Source organism: Vallitalea pronyensis (assembly GCF_018141445.1).
Classification (GTDB): domain Bacteria; phylum Bacillota; class Clostridia; order Lachnospirales; family Vallitaleaceae; genus Vallitalea; species Vallitalea pronyensis.
Window position 1 is genome coordinate 5,785,874 of record NZ_CP058649.1, and the last position, 20,409, is coordinate 5,806,282.

Here is a 20,409-nt window from a genome sequence, read left to right on the forward strand (position 1 = left end):
AAAATTGCCTCTGATACTGACACATTAATCCCATTGATTTATGATGATTATCTATGCTTATTATACGCGCTAATTCCCTAAAATAAAAGTTAAAAAAGAGGAATTAATAAACAGATACAACCATCTACATGATAATATACCCTTTCCTAGGCTATACTATAGCTATGTAAAGTGTTATGAAGCTCTTTTAATTGGTATTCTATTTAGACAAGTAATCGTATAGATAAATAATACATGAGGAGGATCATGATGGATAATCCCGTTTCAATTATCTTATTGATAATTTTTCTTTTTTTAATGATGAGGTTTTTGGAAATATCCAATAAAAAGCAACCACTTATTAAGGACAATACCATCATTTTAAGAGTCAACAAATTATATGGCATTATAGCAGTTATTGTTATTGTATTAGCTGTTATCGCTACAATCATGGATATACCGGATATCACATCCCAATCAGAGGTGTTTAATATTCTAGGTATTAATGTGCTTGTCTTTACACTGAGTATTCCACTTTTATTAATGGTTAAAAACTATAAAGTGGAAGTTACCGAGGAGGTTATTACCCATTACAACATATTTGGTAAAGAAAAAGTAATCCGGTGGCAAGAAATAAAGAAAATCAAGTATGGTCGATTTTCTTCTGGATTATTTTTGCATACAGACGTAACCAAAATGACGCTATATACAATGTCCCTGACAGGTTTTTCAAGCTTTATTAAGATTTTAAAGAAAAAGCTAGAGCCTCATGTGTATCAAGATGTTTTAAGTGACCTGAATCGATTGGTTTAACTCTTTTGTAACATGCAAATAAAACCGTCTTTATCCCCTAGAATCTAAGAGAAGACGGTTTTTCACTAATCCGTGTTTTTATATCCTTATACATCTTGACCGTACTGACTTTTCATGATTTTTTTAACCAATCCTTCAACATATTGATGCTCATCAATAATATGCTCAAGCACACCAAAGAATAATTCTGGTAGCTGCCTTTTTAGAAATGGCGGTAAGTACTGAGGATTATTCTTGAAATTCGAAAGAAAATTTAAGAAATCACGATTGAGTACCCGTAAGTCTTCTAGGACAGCCAACAGATTTTGGTTATTGAGCTTGGGATAGATGGATGATAATGCATAAGCTACGTTGTTAAATCTATTGGTGATGTGTTTGAACTCTTTAACGGTACTCTTAGGTAATTGTTTCATTTCATCAGGCGCCACATTCATAACCAAAGATGGGTGTTCTGCTCCAATCATACTCCAAAAATATATCTGTCCATAAATACACTGTAGAGGATTAGTACCCAGTCCCATTCTTCTAAAGCTTGCATGCATCACCACATCTTGTGGATGAACATCTCGCGTATACATGAGTGGTTTGAATATTTCTTTTACATACATTTGTTCGTACAGAAAATGATATGTAGCTTCATAGAGTATCGGGAACCCATTATAACCTTCAAACTTCAACCGCTCAAGTAATGCTATTAAATGGTCATTTACAGATAGAAATCTTTTTACCATGTAATAGACATTGGTATCTCGTTTAACCTCCCCAAGGTCATTGTAAATACTTTGAAAGGATGTAAACAGGCGTTTCATCTCATCTTCAAAGCTTTTTTGTAAAATTGCACCGTTTGGCTCAGCAGAATTCAATAAGACCTCAATATGCTCGTAAGAATTCTTGGCCCAAAATCTGATTGTCTCAATGGTAATACTGTTCACAAAAGAATATATCCCACAGTCAAACATATCCATAAGCATCTCTCCTATGACAACAATATATAGACTTAATACTATTATAGGAAAGTCTAGCTTATTTGTGACAACTACAATTCAGTCTCTCTTAGGATTTACACTCTTGCTGCTAAAAATAAAGGTTAATACCGCTTCTATTTCAAATGCTTAATTCAGGAGAACTTTCTTAGAAAACGAAAAAAATGCAGAAGATATGTCTTCTACATTAATGATTGTGACCGTATATACCTTTCAGAATCCTATCACATAGGTCTTCTGCATACTCATGTTCCTTGATAATGTGTTCCAAAATACCAAAGAATATGTCAGGAAGACGTTTCCTAACGGCCTGAGGTAAATAGCGGTTATTCTTGGAAAGCTTTTCTAATATCTTCAAAAATTCTTTGTTGAGTGTATCAAACTCCTTTATTACCATACGTAAATTTTCTTTATTAAGTTTTGGATATATCTGCGTTAGTTTATAGTTGATGCGATTAAACAGATGGGTCATGTTATCTAATTCATCTATGGTTTCTTCAGGTAATTGCCTCATTTCAGCTGGACTTATATTCATGATAATGGAAGGATGCTCAGCACCTATGATACTCCAAAAATACAGTTGCCCATAAATGCACTGTAACGGATTGGTACCTAATCCTCCTCTTCTAAAGTCAGCATGAATTAAGACATCTTGAGGCTGAACATAGCGTGTATTCAACAATGGTTTAAAAATTTCGCTCACATACATTTGTTCATATAAAATATGGTATGTCAGCTGGTATAAAATGGGGTAACCATTAAACCCTTCAAATTTTAACCGCTCTAGCAGGGTCACAAAATGATCATTAAGTGTTAAGAATCTTTTAACCATATGATAGATAATTCTTTCTCGGTTAGCAGGATTCAGTTCTTCATGAATGGCTTGAAAGGCATCATGTAATCGCTTCATTTCCTTATTGTAGCTTTCCGATAAAGCGGCATCATATGGCATAGCAGAATATAATAGAACATCAATGTGTTGATAGGAATTCTTAGCCCAATACTTCATGGTATCCATGGTCATCGTATTCACAAAGGAATAAATCCCACAATCAAACATATCCATATACATCTCTCCCAGACAACATTATTACGACTTACTATCATTATAAGTAAGTCTATCATTTTTGTTACTCGTAATCATGATGTCATCGTTCCATGTATCTATACGTATAAGTTCATAAACAGGTGCGCCTGGGCAAGAAAAAAGGGGATGTCTACTAGCCAACAGAATGGCTTCTATGAGACAGCTCCCTTTTCTTATAATATCTAATGCATACACTATTTTAATTTTTGTGCCATTATCTTACTTGATATCTTATAATAAATTAATCCCTGCATTTTCACAGTCTTTTATCATTTCTTGAGGCCAGATACTTGCTTGAACTTCTCCAATATGGGCTTTTCTCAAGAAATACATACACATTCTTGATTGACCGATGCCACCACCGATTGTATAAGGTAATACGTTATCAAGAATCATAGAGTGGAAAGCTAATGTTTTTCGTTTTTCTTCTCCTGCCATCACCAATTGCTTTTCAAGGGCATCTTCATCCACACGGATACCCATGGATGATAGTTCAAAGGCTCGGTTAAGAACAGGATTCCAGAATACAATGTCACCATTAAGCTCCCAATCATCATAATCTGGTGCTCGTCCATCATGTTTTTCACCTGACTTCAATGCCCCTCCTATTTTCATAATGAATATGGCGAAATGTTCTTTGGCAGCCCTGTCTTCTCTTTCAGAAGGTGTAAGATCAGGATATTTATCTTCTAATTCTTGGGTGGTCAAGAACGTCAATTTTTCTGGTAAATGCTTACCAAGGAAAGGGTATTTTTCATAGAGATAGCTCTCCGTATCTCGAAATACACCATAGATTCTATTAACAACCTCTTTTAAGTAACTTTCATGGCGTTGTTGTTTGGTCATTACCTTTTCCCAATCCCATTGATCCACATAGATGGAATGCAGGTTGTCCAGCTCTTCATCACGGCGAATGGCATTCATATCCGTGTAGATTCCATTATCCGGTTGAACTTTATATCGATACAGAGCCATTCGCTTCCATTTTGCTAAGGAATGCACAATCTCTGCTACTTTGCCTGTCTCTTGTATGTCAAAACTTACAGGACGCTCAAACCCATTAAGATTATCGTTAAGTCCTGTTTCAGGTAAAACAAAAAGTGGTGCCGATACACGAGTAAGATTCAATGCACGGGCTAAAGCTTTTTCAAAATAGTCTTTTGTCTCTTTAATTGCAATTTCTGTTTCCATTAAACTCATTAATGAGTCATATCCGTTAATAATCATTAATCGTTTCATGTTGCCTCCTTGTCATGTTTAACATTGTTTTATATGTATCAAGCATATCAAGTTGATTCGCTTGTTTACTACGTTATCGCTTTATTTATTTATTACATTAAACCATGATATCCATAAAAAGTAAACATCAACTTGTCAATTTCATATATTTTCTTGTGATTAAAAGTCCAAACTATCACATGCATGCACCAATTTCACACTTCATCATAAGCATATCTTATGTGTTTGTCAAGTTTCGCCTTTTCCTTATATAATTTTACGCGAATTTATATGCCTATAAAAGGTGTTATATCTATATGATGAGATGCTAACATGTAATCTGAAAATAACGTCACTGCAAGAATCAACACCACACTTATGACAACATATTTAATGCACCTAAAAGTTGCTGCAAAAATCTGGCTCTTTTCTTCCAAGATGAAGTAAAACAAATGACCAAATACAAGCATCATCACTACTGAAAATAGCTTAATGGGTATCAAGTAATAGAGGTTAGGAACCCCTGAGTTTAACAAGCTCATGATATAACCCAATACATAAGCTATTAGAAAATATGTCAAGCGTTTCTTACTCATATAAAATAGTCCTTTCGTTGATGATGATGTCATCATCTTTTTCCTCTTGATCTTGATTAAATAACGTTGAAATATTAAAAATATCCACACCAATAAGCGATAAACCACATGCTAATTTATCCAAGTATATGTTGGTGGACCTTACCAGCAATCCACCGTTTGTATACACAAACTTGGCTAACGTACTGCCTTCCCTGGTGAAATATGAAAAAGTCTTAGCACCTTGGCTTACTTTTGTATAGCCAATAAAGCTCTTATACATATCAATGGAAGCTTTAGGCAAGTCTTTCAGACCTGATGCCAATGAAATCACTCCAATAACGAGCTGGGTTCCATTGTAAAAAACTTCGCCATACTCTTCCTTAAAGCCTAAAAAAGAACTTAATTGCTTATAACCTGCTTTCATAAAATTTCCTGTATCTCCATCTTTGTTTCCTTTAAAACCATTAATGATCCTTGTAAAACCCCCTGAAGCATTACTTACGCCATCAACAGACATATAAAGCCCCCCTGCAATACCGATGCCTGTTGCTGAAGTTGCTGTGGCAATGGTAAGTCCTGCTGCTGTCTCTAATACACCACCAATCAACTGTAGTGTACCAATCCCTACTTCTCCCCATTCAACACCACTTGCCCAGGTTTTTAGACTTTCCCAATTCTCTTGAAAGAAATCACTTACATCGTCTTTCCATGATATCCATGTATCTCTCGCTTTTAGATATATCTCCGTACTATAGGCGGCAAAGGTTTCAATTTTTGAGTTAAGGAATTCTGTGGCATCTTGAAGTAAATCTTCCGCCTGTTTGCATGCGTTATTAATGACCTGACCAGTCTTTTTAAAGAAATCGCCAATATGGTCAATACCCGACTGAATACCAGCGCCAACCCAGTCGAGAAAACCAGATTGTTTCTTATTGACATATACTTGGTTATGATTCATCATTGTTGGTCTTATACTATCGGTATGATTCAGCCCAACCATTGACAGTCGCTTCATTTCTAATGCTAGTCTTTCTTCTGCTTTTATGTAATGGTTAACCGACTCGCCTAGAAAATTTCCTACCTTATGCATATCCACTTCAAGTCTACTTAGATGGTGGTTTATCCTTTGAAACTGTCCTCGAATCGTTAATCTTTGTATAACCTCTGGTGATAGGCCATTTCTTACTGATACAAGATCATTTTGAATCCTTGATATGTTGGAAGCGATACCAAATAATTTACTCTCTTTTTCTTGCACCCTGTTTAATCTAATGAATAATTCAGACATATTAACCTCCCCTATAGTTTATCATATTTCTGATGATATGACTATTCGTTTAACTTTTATTATTATTCCTATCATCAGGTTATCTTATTTTCACAACTTGTTCAATAAATCTTGACAGAATGCACATATAAAAGGATAAAATGCATATTACAATACATATATCCTCATTGTTACTCTATCTAAGTAGTTTCCATCGTCATACATCGTCAAAATACAGCATTTTTCTTTGCCTCTCTTAAACAAGACTATCTTATTATTGTAATCGACAGTCTACTGCTTTATAATCTAAGATGTACCATTATCTACCAACCTATTAATTATTTACTCAAAGAGGAGGAGTTAAATGATGAAGAAACGATTGATAATTACATTATTATTATGTACATTAGCTGTTGCAGGGTGTTCAAAAAAAGAGTCAGACATACCAAATGAACCAACAACTGGTGATACCGTGGACAATGTAGATGACACCACTAAACAAGAATTAGCTGACGCCATGGACAAAATAGACTCTTTAGAATCTCAACTGGATAATAACAATAAAGAAATTAGTACGTTAAGTCAGAAGGTTGATGACTTAACAACCCAATTAGATGAACAGAAAGAGGAGGCATCCGAGTCTGCCTCAGAGACCACGAAGACGACTACTAAGACAAGCACGTCTCAAACAACCAAATCCAAAAGTTATTACCGGGTTATTGCTGGTTCATATGCCAATAAAGCTAATGCAGATAAAATGGTTAAAACCCTAAAAGAAAAGGATTTTGACGCTTATGCTGCAGCTACGAATGGCGGTTATCGGGTAATTACAGGTACATATTCATTGAAAAAAAATGCAACCATTAAACAGAATGCATTAAAAAGTGCTGGCTATGACAGTTTTATTACCTATGAATAAACCCTATGTTATCTAAATAAGGAGGAGATAGGATGAATATAACGTTTTTGGGGCATTCAGCCTTTTATCTTGAAAGTGGCGATTATCAAGCCATCATCGACCCTTTTATAACGGGTAATGCTGCAAGCCAGATAGGTTTAGATGGCTTTGAGCACCTGACACATATATTTGTAACCCATGCACACGGGGATCATCTAGGGGACGCCGTTACACTAGCTCAAAAAACCGGTGCTAAAATTGTGACCAATTTTGAACTGGCTAATTACTTGACCATGCATCATGACGGTATTTCTGTCCATCCTATGCATATAGGCGGTCGGGCTATCGTTGATGGGGTTATTATCAAAATGACACCTGCCCTTCATGGATCAGGTATCATGACGGAAGAAGGCCAGATCTATTCTGGCGGCACACCTTGTGGTTTTCTCATTGAACATGACAATAAGAAAATATACCATGCTGGTGATACAGGTCTAACAATGGATATGCAGCTACTTGAAATGGAGCATGTTGACATAGCCATGCTGCCTATTGGCGGTAATTTTACCATGGATATGGACGATGCCGTAAGAGCTGCTGACTTTGTTCAGCCAAAAGCCATTATACCCATGCACTATAACACCTTTCCACCCATTCAGGCTGACCCTTATGCCTTTGCAGATAAGGCTGCTTACCCTGTTCATGTCATGAACACAGGGGACATCATTTCTATCTAAACTACTGTGTGGACAATAAGAGACCTTGTGATGACTTACATAACAACCATAAAAGCTATTGTACGTAATCCTTTCATATCGTATGGTGGCGTAAAGTAAATAGAGAATGAATCATTAACCAAAATAAGAGGCCAGCGTTAAGCAACCTCTTATTTATTACAAAATCTATATAAATCCACCACATGCTACATGGGTTAATTAATGTGTTTCTTAGCCCTTTTTAAGCGATGACCCATACAGTCATCCGTGTCCCATGATTGTGATTGAAAGGCTAAAAAGATGCCAATCCAATGATCACGACTGGGATAATGAAATAATAAACAACCGTCTTGAAATATACCATCATCATTTTTCCAATGCCTCACATTGCCTTGATTCATATGAATATCATGCATACCCATAGCAGGCTGAAAACGAAAAATCCTATCTTCTTTGCAATAATTATTGCTTTTCCACCTTGTGCCAAAGACGTAAAGGTCCGCATCCCTTTCAATGGCATCGATCACATAGTGATTTAATTTTTCATTTAAGTCATTATTCGGTCCATGTCGATCATGAGGAATATTTTTCATGGATTCACGGGTGAACCCAAGTTCACTTCGTACATAATCAATGGTGCAATACTGACTATAAAAAAAACCATAAGGTAAACGCTTAATCTCTTGTGTTACCTCATGGGTAAAATTTTCATCTGTATAAAAAAGTACTTCTGATAACACATCATAAGATTTTATATTAACGGATATACGATAATCTTCTTGACCAGCTCGTACATGCACTTGATAATGGGGACGTTTCTTATCCCGTTCCTGTTTTGTGGCAATAACCTTACACTTTAACACACCATAGGTCTGTAAACTCATGCTGTTCTCCTCTCCATCAGTCGTCAAGATATTTATTCTATTATACAAAAAACTTGAAACCAAAGCAATGGATAAATAATGTGTAAAGCAATACGTTTAATGCACACATTTACGGTGTTTCATCCTTAAAATCCAAGATGAAGTCAATGATTTTGGCTTCTGGGGAAGGGTAAATGGCTTGTACATCCGCATAAGGTCTAGAAACAGAGTCATTAGCTTGTCTAATGAGTTTGTTAATGTACCCGTTCTTAAAGATATCTTCAATAATGGTATCATAACCCTCCACACATTTCATGGAATAGACTCTCTGCCCTACACCGCTGCCATGGATAAGTGCCTGTAATAGAAACCCACCAGCTGATGTCTGGTCTACGAGTAGTTTTTCCTTAACATAGTAATTGTTCAAAATGCCTTCTGCTGGGGGTAAAGGGTAGTCCATATCCACAACATGTGTTCTCGCCAAATCCTCCGACGACATACCAAAATAGGCGTACCCAATATAATCTTTATGGGCATGTTTCATTTGAAACATGGGATCACCCCAAGTAGCGTCTACATGATAGTACTCATCATCCATTTTTACCAAATTCCATGCATGACCGATATTGCTACCGTCCGTATTTAGGGCAAAACCTGTTACATAGATGGATACCATATCCAGTTGATGCATAAGATATTGTAATGTCCGGGCATAACCTGCACATACGGAACGACGCCCCACTAACACACTGTATATATTTTGATGATCAGGGGCGTTAAGATCATAAGTTGTTCTTTGGATAATGGTATCGTAGAGATATTTAACCTTCTCATAATCTCCCCATTTATGCTGGACTTTTCCTAGGAGCTCATTCACCACAATTTCCATTTCTTTTTCTTTTCGTTCACGTTCTTCTTTCGTCACATTATAGATAATCCTAGCCGACTGTATCCTGTCATGTTTATCCATATAATACACAAAAGACTTCACATAAAAAATCTCTGGTGCATCATGCATTAACGCTGTGTAAGCTTGTGTAAATTCATCTTTTCCAACAACAGCCACTTCAAAAGACTCTGTGTTATGATTCAAGATATTGATGAATAAGTCATTATAAACCAATTGGCCGTCAGCAGAAAGAAACTGCTTTGCATATTGATGCTGTTCCTGAGCATCCATTTCATTCTCTTTAACCTGTTTACTCTCCCGTGATTGCTTAGCTAATGCATGGGGAACCGTCTCAGCAACAGGCAGGGTATCCATACTCTCCACTTCTATATCCGTAGGATTATTCCCAGCAACATCATCCATGTCTCTTCTTGTATCGGTGATACCATGTGCAATTTGTAGCACAAACCACAAAACAGCAGTCCATATTATAGCCCCAACTATACGTTTTATCCCTTTAATCATATAACCCTCTCCTCACACCAGCATCTAAGTTCATGCTCTCTCCTCATTACGCTGCAAAGCCTACAAAGAAAACAATCATGGACCATCCTTGTTAAAGAGTTATTCTATGAGCATCTATTTTGTAATATGAATACCGATCTGTCTCATGAGATAAACCGCATTAAAGGTATCCGAAACACCTGGATACAAGGTATAATCAAAATAGATCTTGTCCCCTTTATAAAACTCTTGAAAATGATAATTAGCTATTTTTGAATGGGGTTCATCCGCTAATTCCGCTAACTCCAAATCATGTGTGGACACCAGGCCTAATGTAGGTCCTTCAGCTAATTTTTTAATCAGTGTTTTAGCACCAATATGTCTATCCCTTGAATTGGTACCCTTGAAAATCTCATCCAATAGATAAAAGATATGCTTACCTTCATTGGCTGCTTGGATGATTCTTTTTATGCGTATTAACTCCGCATAAAAAGAAGATACCTTATTATCAATATCATCTTTTACCCGCATGGAGGTGTATATATCCATAATAGGACAATGAAAATATTGAGCACATACAGGTGCTCCTGCATAAGCAAGTATCATGTTGATGCCAATGGTACGTAAAAATGTACTTTTACCTGACATGTTAGAACCCGTAATCAGTAAAGAAGTGCGCTCTTTTCCAAAAATAACACTGTTACATACACGTTCTTCCTCATGTATTAGGGGATGTCCCATGGCTTCTGCCATGATTTCACGCTTATGATAAATGGTAGGCATCACCCATTGGGGCTGTTCATAGGTAATGGTGGCAATACTACATAAAGATTCCAGCTCGCCTAGCACATCTAACCATCGATCCAATGCCTGTCCATATTTTGCCTTCCATCCTTCAAGAGCAAACATACAATGATAATCCCAAAAAGTCAATATATCAAATAAAAGATAAAATTGGAAATACCTCAAACTAATCATATCCATAATCTGGTCCAGCTTTTTTATTTGCATGGATGCGGTTTTTTTATCTCGATACTTTAATTTTCTTTTTAAGTCTTGCAGCAAAGGTGTTTCAAATGTTTCTTCCTCAAACAAACGGATCATCTGTTCATAGACCTGTATTTGTTTTCGATAGTTCCCAACGGCAATTAAAGGACTGCTTTTTGTAAAAAAATGAAAAACCACGATGCCCGTTTGTATCAGAAAGGCAATAAATGCAACATGTTTCATAATACCCGGTATGATAAACGCCATGATAATACTAGGAATGGTGATAAAAGGCATTAACCTAATGAACCATTTTAAAGGTTTTTTTAAGTAGAATGCATCCACTTTCTTTCCCCATTTAATCAATTCTGTCTCATCTTCAATGGGCTTCTTTTTTTCCATCATGCCCACAGCACGAAAGTTCTGGACCCATTTCATCTTCGAAGCAAGTTCTGTTACAGCTTCTTGGCGTTTTACGATGTTTTCTTTCGTCTTATGAGGACGAACAAGTGCATCCCTTAATTTTTTTTCTCCAATAGGCGTGTTGGTATGATTCATCCACTGAAACAACGAACGTTTTCCAAACAAATCAAGATCGTATGAAAAAGCATGATGTTCATCCACGTACATGGCTCCCGATAGCTCATTGTCACCCCATTGACCAATGATATGATTTATGCCATAAGCGTTAATATCGTACATGGCTTGGGCCAATGTTTTTTTTCGATTAACCTTATGATGCATGACCACTAAACCTATAAATACAACAAGGGTAACACATAGCCCCGCAATAACATAAACATAATTTTTCTGCTCATACATCCAAAGTGCAAAGATAATCCCTGCAAGTAATAGGATTAAACGCATATTACTGTATCGATTACTTCTCTTTTTTAGTTCTTCTAAAACTTCTTCATAATGTTTTCTTTGATTTTTATACTCCCTTTTCGGGCTCATCGTATAACCTCCCATAATTCCATTTTCATCATTACTACCATATCATATATATGCTTTTTTTTAAAGCCATAAATGTGCGATTTCCCCAATCATCATTTGTGCATATTGTTCATTTAATATGTAATAAACTACGTTATGATTGTTAGTTTTTATCATTGACACTTTTTTGTCAAAGGAGTATTATTAAGTCATAATTTAATAGCACATGCTTAATTCGTAAGAAGCGGGGGACCCACCTTTTTGGGGCGAATTCCATTGTATAATGGATAGGATACTCTTTCAGTCCGAGCCCGACAGCTAACCTCGTCAGCGTTGAAAGAGAGTACGCTTGTTATTGGAATCTATCATAAAGACTTACCAAGACTCTAAGTACTCCTTAGAGTTTTTTTGTTGTCTTTTTTTACTCTATTATGTTAACCATAACCTAAAAGCTATGGCTTTAACATATTACCTTGATTCCGTAAGTTGAGTTCTTTCCATTGGGAATAGTCTTCAACTTATAATAAGTACGACAACCGCACCATTAAGGTTTAACGCTTCTTCATTAGGCAGGGTTTTTAGATTATTTTATATAGAGAATAACGACAAAGTAACGATCAAAGCGTGATTCTGTTTGATGAGAAGCCGCATCCTGATAGATGGATGAGGGGCGTATTTCCAGGAAAGAAGGGGTAATATGTTACAAGCAATATTGATAATTGTGGGATGTATAGTGGTTATCTTAGGTGCACTATGGCTTATTGGGTTTCGAGTAATTCCCAATAACCGGGTAGCAGTTGTAGAAAAATGGTGGTCACGAAGTGGATCATTGGATGAGAAAATTATTGCATTGAACAAAGAAGCAGGTTTTCAACCTTATGTGTTACGTGGTGGTGTTCATTTTCTAACACCGCTGATGTATCGGGTGCATATCTGTCCACTGGTCACTGTACCTCAAGGTGAGATCGCTTATGTGTTTGCAAGAGATGGTGAACCTTTGCCTGAGACACAGACTCTAGGCCGTGTGGTGGATGCATGCAATAACTTTCAAGATGTTATAGGTTTTATCAATCACGGTGGACAAAAAGGTATTCAACGTTCCATTATCCGTGAAGGTACCTATGCTTTTAATTTAGCTCAGTTTGTGATCATTACAAAAGAGCATATTTACAGCCTTCCACTTGAAAAGAGTGATGCTGCCACCATTCAGAAAATGGCTGACAAGATTCATGAACGTCAAGGCTTTACACCCATTATCATTAAAGGTGTCGACGATATGCTAGGTATTGTCACCGTGCACGATGGACCATCCCTCTCCCAAGATCACATCGTTGCTCCAACAGTAGGGGATGACAGCATGCAAACAGCCACCTATCATAATAATTTCCAAGATATCACAAAATTTCTAGCTGCTGGTGGTTATCGAGGTCGTCAATATCAAGTCTTGACCGAGGGAACTTATTTTATTAATCGGATGTTTGCAACCATTGAATTAATTGACAAAACGGTGATACCTGTTGGTAGTGTTGGTGTGGTTATCTCCTATATTGGGGAACATGGTGAAGATGCATCTGGAGAAGAATATAAACACGGTGAGTTGGTTAAAAAAGGCTTTAGAGGTGTATGGAAAGACCCATTAACACCAGGTAAATACGCTTTTAATACCTATGCAGGTAAAATTGTTGAAGTACCTACTACCAACATCATCTTAAAGTGGATTTCCAATGAAGGCGGGGAACATCTTTTTGACTCTAACCTAAAAGAGGTTAATCTTATTACCAAGGATGCTTTTGAACCATCTTTACCTTTATCTGTAGTCTTACATATTGACTATCGGAAAGCACCTTTTGTGATTCAACGCTTCGGGGACATTAAAATGCTGGTTGATCAAACCTTAGACCCCATGGTATCGGCTTACTTTAAGAACATTGGTCAAAGTAAGACTTTAATTGAACTTTTACAGGAAAGAAGCGAGATTCAAGACATGGCTGCTACCCAGATGAAGGTTAAATTCCAGCATTATAACATTGAGCTTGAAGAGGTCCTCATAGGTACCCCCTCTTCATCAAAAAAGGATAATAAAATTGAGATTATTTTAGATCAATTACGAGACCGGCAAGTGGCTATGGAACAGATAGAAACCTATAACCAACAACAAAAAGCGGCTGTGAAAGAACGTGAATTAAAAGAAGCTCAATCAAAGGCAGAACAACAAAAAGCCTTAACCCAATCTGAAATCAACATAGAAGTTCAAGATAATGCTGGTAAAGCCGCTTATCAACGTTCCTTACATGACGCGGAGAAAATTAAAGCTTTAGCCATTGCAGAATCCGAAAAAGAAGCTAAGATGGGTATTGGTAAAGCCATCGCTATTCATGAACAAGTTAAAGCATATGGTGGACCAAAATATCAAGTCTTACAAGATATTGTCACCAAGTATACGGCAGCTATTGAGAATGGCAGCATACAAGTTGTACCAAATACCTTGGTAAACATGGGCGGAGAGGGTTCTGGCAACATAAATCCATTGGAAGCATTTATCACACTTCTATTGGCTAAGGAATTTGATGACGATCATCATGATTCGGATAACCGCAACATGTCCGCTGACTTACAAGCCTTTAAAGAGCAATTATTACACAAAGAATCCCATAAAGAAACACATGAAAACAAAATGAAGGGTAAACAACAGGCACGTGAAAAAACCAAGTAAATCGTTAATCCATACGCAATAAGCGCAATAAGACGCCTCAGTAGGTTATATCCCATACTGAGGCGTCTTCCTGTTACATCTTTCTTGATCACATTGATTTTTCATACAAAAATAATTTGAATTCAGGGTTCTTTTTATTGGGCATGACTTCACCCGTCTTCACATACCCCATTTTCTCGTATACATGATGATTTCTGTAACTACGATAAGGCGTATCCAACTTCCATGTGGTTGCATCTGGACACTTTGCTTCAATTAAACGAATAGTCTGTTGACCGATACCTTTATTCTGATATGCAGGATCAATAAAAATAGAGCCCAACGTATAGGTGCCATTGTGATGGTTAAAAACCATGATCCCACCAATTACTTGACCTTTTTTTAATATTTTGAAGGATAAGCCGTTATCAATAAAACGTATCGTATGATGCTCCATATCAATTAACGGTGGATAATCACCATACGTGTTTTTATCATCCTGAAATGCTTTAATGGCTATTTCTGTCATCATTGGTAAGTCTTCTTTTTTTAATTCCTCTAGTTCAATCATCTTACACCCCTCCATCCTTTTGTGCCAATGAAACACATGTTTAACTACCTTTCGTCATTATTTATGATTTCCGTTTAACAGGCAATAATAGGTCCAACTGTTTCAGGCTAAAATCAATATCCTCTCGCATAAAGAAAGCATAGTCGATACATTCTTCCAAACCTCTTCGATCATACTCTGGTGACCAATCGATTACAAAATCCTCATTCTGTTTAGCCCATTCACACAACTGCCCCCAACGTTCTCCAATTTCATTCATTTTGGTGGGAATAGCAGCAAAGAGTCCACCAGAAAATTCTTTCCGAACAAGTGGTGATGGCACTTCCAATTCTCTTGGTATGGTCGCCCACATCTCATAACCATATACTGGATTATCTTTGGTTGGCTCAGGATTATTAAATCCAAAATGTCTAAAACCCACTTTTTGGTCCAGTTGATGTTTCTGAATAAAGGCATCCATGACTTTGGTACAGTCGTCCTCTGGATGATTACTTTCTACTTGATATGCTGCAAAGATCATCCTTGGTAATTGTACAAGTCGTACGTGGAGTGCTTCATTGGGTTTTATGTGATTCATCATACCCATCCTTTCAGAGAGGGATATTTGGAGAGCATCTTTTAATGCAGTTACTAAACCGTCTTCCGATTCTTCCATATAAGCAAGAGCACCTTTAATATCCTGCTGAGATTGTATCATGCTAATTAAACGTTCTAAAACAAGACTTAAAGCTTCCAAAGACTTTGCTTCTTCTCGGGTTTCTTCAAGATGCTTTGTGAGCACTTCAATGGCCACATGAAGTGCTTTTGTCTTAAAAATACATTCAATATCTTGTACGGGCACTTTCAATTTTCTTAGGAATAAAATTTGCTTAATTCTTCGAATACAAACATCATCATAATATCTGTATCCATTACATTTACGAATACTTGTTAATATCCGCTTTTCTTCCCAGTACCTAAGAGTCCGATTAGATATATGATAAGTCTTGGAGACTTCTCCTATCTGCATCATTAGCTATGCCTCCTTCTCTCTAAAAACATGGTACACCCTTACGTGGCGTAAAGGTCAACTCTTTTTTTGTTTTCTTAGTACGTTATGCTACATCCTCTTCTTTAAATGCCAATGATCTATTGGCCTTATGCTTGTACTGTTGCTCTTTGATAAACAAGATAGCTAGCAGTACCAGTGCAATGATTGCAACAGCTGCAGTTAATACCCAACCTGTGGCACTGGGTTTTCCTACAAGGAACATGCCCATAAGTGCAGGTGATGATGCCCGTCCAGCATGTTGTATAAAACCAATCATGGAATTAAATCTGCCCCGGTGGTTAACGGGTGAATGGTTGGATATATAGACACCTGTATTCACCGTGGCAATGATTTCACCAGATGTCCATATGAACACAGTTACATAAAAAGGCCATAGAGTAGTTGAAAATGTTAGCATACCAAATCCAATGATGTAAGTGATAGCGGCAATACCCACATTAATGATGGGTTTTATATTTTTTGTCAGATGCATCAGTATAGGTGTAAATAGAATAACAATGATGGTGTTCGCTGTCATCACACTTCCAAATAATTTCGTACCTTGATTAATAAATAATTCTTCTAAGTGAAGGGGCATAACAAAACCATGTTGAAAATAGACAAACCCTAAAATGGAATTAATGATCACAAATGCAACAAGAAAAGGTCTTCTAATTAACGCAACAAAAATATTGCTTTTTTCTTCTTTTTCCCCTTCTCGTTTGGAGTTATTGATGGCTTCAATCTGTTCTCTACTTGGTCGCGTATCTTTAATAAAAAAGACAACCAATAATAAACTTAACATGGATGTAAGACCATCACCCCAGAATAACCAGCTCGTATAATTCTCAAATAAAAACCCTGCTAACATAAATCCAAATGCCAAGCCTAAATTCATACCTAAATACAATAATGAAAAACTCTGTTTTCGGTTCTCAGGTGTTGTTAAATCTGCTACCATAGCAGAACTTGCTGGAGCGGAGAAACTCCACAAAAAGCTGGAAGCAATGATTAAATAGGTAATCATCATACTGTTACCAAGAAAACCACAGGAAAAAAGTATCATGGCAGAGGCTGCCCTTGATGCAAGTAAGATCGTCTTTCTGCTATAACGGTCTACAAGAAAACCTGAGATGATGGTACCTGGTATACCTGCAAAAGCAGAAAAGGTCATGTATAAACCAGCAGCATCTTTTTCAAGACCTATTCGTTTGGTTAGAAACATCAATAGGAATGCATGAACAAAGCCACCAACGGAATTAACAAATCGTTGTATAGCCAGTATGTATACCTCTCTTGGTAAGCCTTTGTACTGGGTGAATGAGTTAATAAATACTCTAAACATGTTACGTCTCCTCCCCTTCTATGTCTAATCCACTGTCTAAGAAACGTATCCTTAATGTCTTTGAAAATACTTCTATTTCATAGGCTAAATTCAAGGACTTTCCACGAAATTAAACGTAACAACAGTCGTTCCAATAGTAAAGGGGAATATTACGTCAGCAGATTAAACGTCCATGTTTAATAGTGCAACTTGTAAAAGTTGCTTGAACCCATGCTGAACGCGCCGTTTGTCCGTGGCTCGCAGCTCCATATTCCCCTTTACTATTTCCACTCGGTATTGTTATCATACCTTGCATATGCATTTCATGGGCATTTCCTAGTAAGATAAAAAAGTGTATTCCATATATCATGCACTACCTTTGCTAAGTTGTCAAGCAAAAAATACAACCGCGCTTACGAACATATGTTCCATTATAAAGGATTGTAATGAAATTTGCAATGATTTTTATGCCATAGCACATCATTCTTTTGAAACCTATTGGGGGATGTTCCAAACAGATTTGTTTTAAAAATATCTATTAAAATGCAAAGAAAAAGTTGAATAATCCTCTTTGGACATTCAACTTACTTCCTATTTTTGCGATTCAATTAAAATCTATTGGTCAACAATACGATGTTTGAATTATTCTTTTTCTTCTTCATCTTTTTCTACAATAACTTCTACCGTTGAACCTTCATCTTCGTTACGCACTTCAACGGTTACATCCGTATCTTCATCTTCTATAACTTCTTCTGTCTCTTCATCATCAACTTCAAAGTCTTCGTAATCTTCATCTGCTTCTTCTTTCTTTTCATTTACAGAAAGTACAGCTCCTGTTAATTTATAATTGATATACACCGTTGGTTTATCTTCTAAATCGTTCACAATTTTTTCTATTTCTTCTTCTTCACTTTCTGGCTCATCTGATGAAAGTCCATTTTCAACTACAGCCTTACTGCTGGAACCTTGCATCTCAATCTGCCAGCCTTCTGGAACTTTGATTTCTATGACACTACATAGACCATAGATATCAATGGTAATTTCATCTTCTTCAATGACAGCCTCGGATAAGTCCATCTCAAGAACTGAGAACATGGCTGCATATGAACCGCCTTCATACTCATCTTCTTCATAAGCTTTTTCTTTTGTTTTGAATAAAAAGACTTCCTTATAATTCTCTTTTAATTCCTGATACTTTTTAAAGACTCTAAATCCTCCATAGGATGCTCCTGCAACAGCTGAAATTTTTAATGCTTTTTTTATGAATCCCATGACCATTCCTCCTTTAAGTTTTTTCCAAATATTTCATTATTCTATTATAACCCAGTTACACTAGGAATGTAAATCACTATAATATTAAGTTTATATTATGTAGCATATCCAAAAATTATCCTAAACATGACTTATTTACATAAAAATGCTATTGAAAAAGAAGAATGATTATGCTATAATATCGTCAGTGACCAATTGGTCACCATTTTCACAACAATCAGTGACCACCTGGTCTCTAAGGAGGAATAGACATGCCAACACAACTTTTTAACGCTCTCGATCAAGAAAAACGATTAAAAATCACCCAGGAAGCCCTTCAGGAATTTGCAGAAAATAGTTATTCCGAGAGTTCCACCAATAATATCGTGAAAAGAGCTGGTATAAGTAAAGGCAGTCTCTTTAAATATTTTACCAACAAGGAAGATTTATATTTTTATATTCTAGATGATAGCATACAACGTTTCTTAGATAGTTCCAAAGAAGCAATAACCACCCTTCCTAATGATTTCTTTGAAAGAGTCGCCACCTATGCTGACATTGAATTCACTTGGTATATGCATCATCCTATGGCGTATAAGCTGATAAAAAAAGCTTTCATTGACGACCAAAGTGACATCTATAAAAAGACCATTAAAAAATATCAAGTAATGGGTAACAGCTTTTATTACACCTTATTTCAAGATATAAACATGAACGGCTACAAATGGAATAAGAATAAAATACTTGATATGTTAAGGTGGCTGTTAGAAGGCTTTAATGCATCCTTTATGAAGGATATAGCAGGTAATGAAGGGATTGATTCTATAAAAGATAGGTATTTAAAAGAGCTTCAGGAATACATGACCATATTAAAAGAAGGCATATGCAAAGAATAAGGAGGTTATATCATGTTCTACCATGGAAAAGGGAAAAAAATAAACATGGGTGATACCCATATGGATTATGTGGTTTTTGGACGTGGACAAACGCCACTCATTATTCTTCCAGGGCTAAGCGACGGGCTGAAAACCGTAAAAGGTCAAGCATTCGTACTCGCCAATTATTACAAGCAATTTACCAAAGATTTTACCGTTTATGTGTTCAGCAGAAAAAATCATCTAAAAGAAGGATACAGCACACGGGATATGGCACGGGACCAATATCAAGTCATGGTAAAACTAGGCCTTAAAAATGTCTACCTCATGGGTGTATCCCAAGGCGGCATGATTGCTCAGCACTTAGCCATTGACTATCCGGAAATCGTACAAAAGCTTGTGATTGGAGTATCTGTTTCAAATCAAAATGAAACTCTTCAGGGTGTGGTAAAAAGCTGGATTAGAATGGCTGAAAACCGTGACTATCAGTCCCTTATGATTGACACCATGGAGAAAACCTTTACCGATAAACATCTGAAGAAATACAGACCTTTTTACCCCATTATCAGCAGGATGGGCAAGCCAAAAGCTTATGATCGCTTTCTAATACAAGCAAAAGCTTGCATGCACCATCAAGCTTATGATGAACTTCCTAAAATTACGTGTCCAACACTGGTCATCGGCGGTGATAGCGACCAAGTTGTTGGAAAAAATTCATCTGAAGAAATGGCTCATCAGATAGAAGGTAGTCGATTAGTCATCTATAAAGATCTTGGTCACGGTGCTTACGAAGAAACAAAAGATTTCAATCAGCAAGTCATAGACTTTCTATTGGATATGTAGCCGATGTAGGCTATACAGTATAAAACACCCTAACAAATAGCAATAAGGAATAGTTCTCCCCGAACTATTCCTTATTGCTATCCATATCATCAGCGTTTTTATTCA

18 protein-coding genes and 1 riboswitch are annotated in these 20,409 nt (G+C 36.6%); of the genes, 6 read left to right on the forward strand and 12 right to left on the reverse strand.

The window, feature by feature from the left end:
- The first annotated feature begins 246 nt into the window (after window positions 1-246).
- A complete protein-coding gene (locus HZI73_RS24175; protein ID WP_212695897.1) occupies window positions 247-792 on the forward strand; it encodes a hypothetical protein in 546 nt (181 codons plus the stop codon).
- A gap of 86 nt (window positions 793-878) precedes the next feature.
- On the opposite strand, the gene HZI73_RS24180 is transcribed toward HZI73_RS24175, so the two are convergent.
- The 5 genes from HZI73_RS24180 to HZI73_RS24200 all read right to left on the reverse strand — a co-directional run bounded on the left by HZI73_RS24180 (window position 879) and on the right by HZI73_RS24200 (window position 5,946).
- On the reverse strand, window positions 879-1,757 hold the full coding sequence (locus tag HZI73_RS24180) for a hypothetical protein (protein WP_212695898.1): 879 nt from the start codon (window positions 1,755-1,757) through the stop codon (window positions 879-881).
- Window positions 1,758-1,962: 205 nt separating this feature from the next.
- Window positions 1,963-2,841, reverse strand: coding sequence for a hypothetical protein (locus HZI73_RS24185; RefSeq protein ID WP_212695899.1), 879 nt, complete (start codon window positions 2,839-2,841; stop codon window positions 1,963-1,965).
- Window positions 2,842-3,093: 252 nt separating this feature from the next.
- Window positions 3,094-4,101, reverse strand: coding sequence for an aspartate--ammonia ligase (asnA, locus tag HZI73_RS24190; RefSeq protein WP_212695900.1), 1,008 nt, complete (start codon window positions 4,099-4,101; stop codon window positions 3,094-3,096).
- A 266-nt stretch (window positions 4,102-4,367) separates the two neighbouring features.
- Window positions 4,368-4,676 (reverse strand): hypothetical protein, encoded by a 309-nt coding sequence (locus HZI73_RS24195; RefSeq protein WP_212695901.1) that lies wholly within the window; start codon window positions 4,674-4,676, stop codon window positions 4,368-4,370.
- On the reverse strand, window positions 4,669-5,946 hold the full coding sequence (locus tag HZI73_RS24200; RefSeq protein WP_212695902.1) for a DUF4225 domain-containing protein: 1,278 nt from the start codon (window positions 5,944-5,946) through the stop codon (window positions 4,669-4,671). Before HZI73_RS24200 ends, HZI73_RS24195 begins: the two co-directional genes overlap by 8 nt.
- 343 nt (window positions 5,947-6,289) lie before the next feature.
- On the opposite strand from HZI73_RS24200, the gene HZI73_RS24205 reads away from it, so the two are divergent.
- A complete protein-coding gene (locus tag HZI73_RS24205) occupies window positions 6,290-6,844 on the forward strand; it encodes an SPOR domain-containing protein (RefSeq protein WP_212695903.1) in 555 nt (184 codons plus the stop codon).
- A 32-nt stretch (window positions 6,845-6,876) separates the two neighbouring features.
- Entirely contained in the window at window positions 6,877-7,560 is a 684-nt protein-coding gene (locus HZI73_RS24210; protein WP_212695904.1) for a metal-dependent hydrolase, read from the forward strand.
- Between the two features lie 194 nt (window positions 7,561-7,754).
- Here the strand turns inward: HZI73_RS24210 and HZI73_RS24215 are convergent, their stop codons facing one another.
- The 3 genes from HZI73_RS24215 to HZI73_RS24225 all read right to left on the reverse strand — a co-directional run bounded on the left by HZI73_RS24215 (window position 7,755) and on the right by HZI73_RS24225 (window position 11,739).
- Window positions 7,755-8,423 carry a YukJ family protein gene (locus HZI73_RS24215; protein WP_212695905.1) on the reverse strand — a complete coding sequence of 223 codons (669 nt, stop codon included), beginning with the start codon at window positions 8,421-8,423 and terminating at the stop codon, window positions 7,755-7,757.
- A gap of 109 nt (window positions 8,424-8,532) precedes the next feature.
- Complete coding sequence (locus HZI73_RS24220; protein WP_212695906.1) at window positions 8,533-9,816, reverse strand: transglutaminase domain-containing protein; 1,284 nt, start codon at window positions 9,814-9,816, stop codon at window positions 8,533-8,535.
- Between the two features lie 114 nt (window positions 9,817-9,930).
- Window positions 9,931-11,739, reverse strand: coding sequence for a MutS-related protein (locus tag HZI73_RS24225; protein ID WP_212695907.1), 1,809 nt, complete (start codon window positions 11,737-11,739; stop codon window positions 9,931-9,933).
- Window positions 11,740-11,935: 196 nt separating this feature from the next.
- A riboswitch (cyclic di-AMP (ydaO/yuaA leader) is annotated at window positions 11,936-12,067 on the forward strand.
- A 348-nt stretch (window positions 12,068-12,415) separates the two neighbouring features.
- On the opposite strand from HZI73_RS24225, the gene HZI73_RS24230 reads away from it, so the two are divergent.
- Window positions 12,416-14,431: an SPFH domain-containing protein gene (locus tag HZI73_RS24230; RefSeq protein WP_212695908.1), complete on the forward strand. Its 2,016-nt coding sequence runs from the start codon at window positions 12,416-12,418 to the stop codon at window positions 14,429-14,431.
- Between the two features lie 88 nt (window positions 14,432-14,519).
- Here the strand turns inward: HZI73_RS24230 and HZI73_RS24235 are convergent, their stop codons facing one another.
- From HZI73_RS24235 to HZI73_RS24250, 4 genes are all read right to left on the reverse strand, one after another.
- Window positions 14,520-14,981 (reverse strand): GNAT family N-acetyltransferase, encoded by a 462-nt coding sequence (locus HZI73_RS24235; RefSeq protein ID WP_212695909.1) that lies wholly within the window; start codon window positions 14,979-14,981, stop codon window positions 14,520-14,522.
- Between the two features lie 61 nt (window positions 14,982-15,042).
- Window positions 15,043-15,993: an effector binding domain-containing protein gene (locus HZI73_RS24240; RefSeq protein WP_212695910.1), complete on the reverse strand. Its 951-nt coding sequence runs from the start codon at window positions 15,991-15,993 to the stop codon at window positions 15,043-15,045.
- Between the two features lie 82 nt (window positions 15,994-16,075).
- Entirely contained in the window at window positions 16,076-17,356 is a 1,281-nt protein-coding gene (locus tag HZI73_RS24245) for an MFS transporter (protein WP_212695911.1), read from the reverse strand.
- 621 nt (window positions 17,357-17,977) lie between these two features.
- Entirely contained in the window at window positions 17,978-18,607 is a 630-nt protein-coding gene (locus HZI73_RS24250; RefSeq protein WP_212695912.1) for a LiaF domain-containing protein, read from the reverse strand.
- Window positions 18,608-18,858: 251 nt separating this feature from the next.
- Here HZI73_RS24250 and HZI73_RS24255 point away from each other — a divergent pair, with 251 nt between their 5' ends.
- Window positions 18,859-19,482, forward strand: coding sequence for a TetR/AcrR family transcriptional regulator (locus HZI73_RS24255; protein WP_212695913.1), 624 nt, complete (start codon window positions 18,859-18,861; stop codon window positions 19,480-19,482).
- 12 nt (window positions 19,483-19,494) lie between these two features.
- Window positions 19,495-20,304, forward strand: a complete 810-nt coding sequence (locus tag HZI73_RS24260; protein WP_212695914.1) for an alpha/beta fold hydrolase — start codon at window positions 19,495-19,497, stop codon at window positions 20,302-20,304.
- Window positions 20,305-20,409: the final 105 nt, after the last annotated feature.

Bases quoted from the DNA above. Each gene is read 5' to 3' on its own strand.
- HZI73_RS24250 (WP_212695912.1), bottom strand. From the start codon at position 18,607: ATGGGATTCATAAAAAAAGCATTAAAAATTTCAGCTGTTGCAGGAGCA.
- HZI73_RS24245 (WP_212695911.1), bottom strand. From the start codon at position 17,356: ATGTTTAGAGTATTTATTAACTCATTCACCCAGTACAAAGGCTTACCA.
- HZI73_RS24175 (WP_212695897.1), top strand. From the start codon at position 247: ATGATGGATAATCCCGTTTCAATTATCTTATTGATAATTTTTCTTTTT.
- HZI73_RS24230 (WP_212695908.1), top strand. From the start codon at position 12,416: ATGTTACAAGCAATATTGATAATTGTGGGATGTATAGTGGTTATCTTA.
- HZI73_RS24215 (WP_212695905.1), bottom strand. From the start codon at position 8,423: ATGAGTTTACAGACCTATGGTGTGTTAAAGTGTAAGGTTATTGCCACA.
- HZI73_RS24195 (WP_212695901.1), bottom strand. From the start codon at position 4,676: ATGAGTAAGAAACGCTTGACATATTTTCTAATAGCTTATGTATTGGGT.
- HZI73_RS24180 (WP_212695898.1), bottom strand. From the start codon at position 1,757: ATGGATATGTTTGACTGTGGGATATATTCTTTTGTGAACAGTATTACC.
- asnA (WP_212695900.1), bottom strand. From the start codon at position 4,101: ATGAAACGATTAATGATTATTAACGGATATGACTCATTAATGAGTTTA.
- HZI73_RS24225 (WP_212695907.1), bottom strand. From the start codon at position 11,739: ATGAGCCCGAAAAGGGAGTATAAAAATCAAAGAAAACATTATGAAGAA.
- HZI73_RS24205 (WP_212695903.1), top strand. From the start codon at position 6,290: ATGATGAAGAAACGATTGATAATTACATTATTATTATGTACATTAGCT.
- HZI73_RS24255 (WP_212695913.1), top strand. From the start codon at position 18,859: ATGCCAACACAACTTTTTAACGCTCTCGATCAAGAAAAACGATTAAAA.
- HZI73_RS24200 (WP_212695902.1), bottom strand. From the start codon at position 5,946: ATGTCTGAATTATTCATTAGATTAAACAGGGTGCAAGAAAAAGAGAGT.
- HZI73_RS24235 (WP_212695909.1), bottom strand. From the start codon at position 14,981: ATGATTGAACTAGAGGAATTAAAAAAAGAAGACTTACCAATGATGACA.
- HZI73_RS24220 (WP_212695906.1), bottom strand. From the start codon at position 9,816: ATGATTAAAGGGATAAAACGTATAGTTGGGGCTATAATATGGACTGCT.
- HZI73_RS24185 (WP_212695899.1), bottom strand. From the start codon at position 2,841: ATGGATATGTTTGATTGTGGGATTTATTCCTTTGTGAATACGATGACC.
- HZI73_RS24240 (WP_212695910.1), bottom strand. From the start codon at position 15,993: ATGATGCAGATAGGAGAAGTCTCCAAGACTTATCATATATCTAATCGG.
- HZI73_RS24210 (WP_212695904.1), top strand. From the start codon at position 6,877: ATGAATATAACGTTTTTGGGGCATTCAGCCTTTTATCTTGAAAGTGGC.
- HZI73_RS24260 (WP_212695914.1), top strand. From the start codon at position 19,495: ATGTTCTACCATGGAAAAGGGAAAAAAATAAACATGGGTGATACCCAT.